This window comes from Lentimicrobium sp. S6 (assembly GCF_013166635.1).
Classification (GTDB): domain Bacteria; phylum Bacteroidota; class Bacteroidia; order Bacteroidales; family UBA12170; genus UBA12170.
The window spans coordinates 1-2,027 of record NZ_JABKBZ010000184.1 but is presented as its reverse complement, the minus strand read 5'-3'; the positions used below and the strand labels follow the sequence as shown (position 1 = coordinate 2,027).

The window sequence follows — 2,027 nt, the reverse complement described above, 5'->3', positions numbered from 1 at the left end:
TGAAACATAAGCTCCACCACCATTATCTGAAATATAGGTATATCCTGTTGGAAGGTTTTCAATCACTTCAACTCCTGTTGCTGTGCTTGGACCGTCATTAGTCACATTAAGGGTAAAGATGATTTCATCTCCTACATTTGGCGTAGAATTGTTCACCAGCTTCTCTATGGCTAAATCAGCTATTGCAGTAGGATTCGTACTCACATCATCCTCATTACTTTCTAAGTCTGAATCGTCTTCATTTCCAGAAACGGTTGCAGTATTGGTATAATTTCCTGTAGCATTCACCAAACAAGTGATATTCAATATTGCTGTTCCTCCATTGCTTAGTTCTCCAATAGTCCAAATTCCTGTACTTGAAACATAAGCTCCACCGCCATTATCTGAAATATAGCTATATCCTGTTGGAAGGTTCTCAATTACTTCAACTCCTGTTGCTGTGCTTGGACCATCATTAGTCACATTAAGGGTAAAGATGATTTCATCTCCTACATTTGGAGTAGCATTATTTACCAGCTTCTCTATCGCTAAATCGGCTATTGCATTTGGATTCGTACTCACGTCATCCTCATTATTCTCTAAGTCTGAGTCTTCTTCGTTTCCTGTGACTGAGACTGAATTCGTATAGTTTCCAAAAGAACTAACAGTACAAGTAATTTCTAAACTGGTGAGTCCTCCATTTTCAAGATTACCAATAGTCCAAATTCCAGTAGATGAAACAAAAGCTCCATTACCATTATCTGAAACATAAATATACCCTGAAGGGAGAATATCTGTTACAACTACACCAGTCGCTGCGCTTAGTCCGTTATTTATCACATTCAATGTAAAAACAACGTTACCACCTACGTTTGGAGTAATATTATTGACCAGTTTTTCAATGGCTAAATCTGCAATTGGTATTGGTGTAGTTACAGCATCATCTACATTATTACTTAGATCTGAATCTTCTTCAATTCCAATAATCCTAGTAGAATTAATATAATCTCCAATTCCATTTACTAAGCAAGTTATATTTAAAGTTCTACTTTCTCCATTTGCAAAATCACCTATTAACCAATGTCCAGAACTCACAAAATAGCTTCCTTCTCCATCATCAGACACATAGGCATAGCCTGTAGGTAGGTTATCGGTAACTTGAACTCCTGAAGCATCACTTGGTCCATTATTGTACGCATTTAATGTAAAGATGACTTCCTCTCCAACATTTGGTGTTGTATTATTTACAAGCTTTTCTATGGCCAGATCGGCGGTTGGAATTGGAGTAGTCATTGCATCATCCTCATTATTATCTGGATTTGAATCCTCCTCATTACCCGAAACAGATGCTGTATTTATATAATTCCCTTCTGGATTTACAGTACAGTATATATTAAGGCTAACCGTATTACCATTACTTAAATCTCCTATATTCCAGATTCCTGTTATTGGATCATAAACTCCCGGAGTATTGGTTCCAACAAAGGTATATCCTGTCGGAAGAATATCAGAGACAACAACACCAGTAGCATCACTTGGTCCATTATTAGTTAGATTCAATGTAAAACTGACATTCATACCCACTGGAGGAGTTTCATCATTAACCAATTTCTCTAAGGCTAAATCTGCGATTTGATTTGGTGTCGTTAAGGCATCATCCTCATCGTTACTTGGGTCTGGATCATCTTCGGTTCCAGTGAGTGTTGCTGTGTTTGTATAATCTCCAGTAGCATTAACTGTACAAGTGATTTCTAAACTCGTATCTGCTCCATCGGCTAAATTACCTATGGTCCAAATTCCTGTGGCAGTAGCATAAGCTCCAGATCCATTATCTGATACATAAGTATATCCAGTGGGAAGCTGATCACTAACTGATACGCCAGTTGCTGCACTTGGTCCATTATTGCTCACTTCAAGAGTAAAGATTACTTGATCTCCAACATTTGGTGTTGCCTCATCTACCGACTTAACGATAACTAAATCTGAAATTGGATTTGGGGTTGTTAAGGCATCATCCTCATCGTTACTTGGGTCTGGATCATCTTCGG

The 2,027-nt window shown here is 38.0% G+C and carries 1 protein-coding gene; it reads right to left on the bottom strand.

Annotation, left to right across the window (positions count from 1 at the left end; all coding sequences use genetic code 11):
• Nucleotides 1-2,027: DUF11 domain-containing protein (locus tag HNS40_RS22195; RefSeq protein WP_172284900.1), on the bottom strand; the 2,027-nt coding region annotated here is incomplete at both ends.